Annotated in this window: 1 pseudogene; it reads left to right on the top strand. The window is 61.4% G+C overall.

Annotation, left to right across the window (positions count from 1 at the left end):
- Positions 1 to 44: 44 nt before the first annotated feature.
- A pseudogene (locus AC0IW9_RS32120) lies at positions 45 to 233 on the top strand (class I poly(R)-hydroxyalkanoic acid synthase); the annotation flags it as partial.

Here is a 233-nt window from a genome sequence, read left to right as displayed (position 1 = left end):
CCAAGCGCCGCTCTTACCACCACGGTGTGCTGGACGGTCGCGACATGGCGCGCGTGTTCGCCTGGATGCGCCCCAACGACCTGATCTGGAATTACTGGGTCAACAACTACCTGCTCGGCAACGAACCACCGGTGTTCGACATTCTGTATTGGAACAACGACACCACGCGCTTGCCGGCCGCCTTCCACGGCGACCTGATCGAACTGTTCAAAACCAACCCGCTGACCCGCGCC

The sequence above is a fragment of the Belnapia sp. AC561 genome, from assembly GCF_979252845.1.
This window is presented reverse-complemented; position numbering and strand designations above follow the sequence as displayed.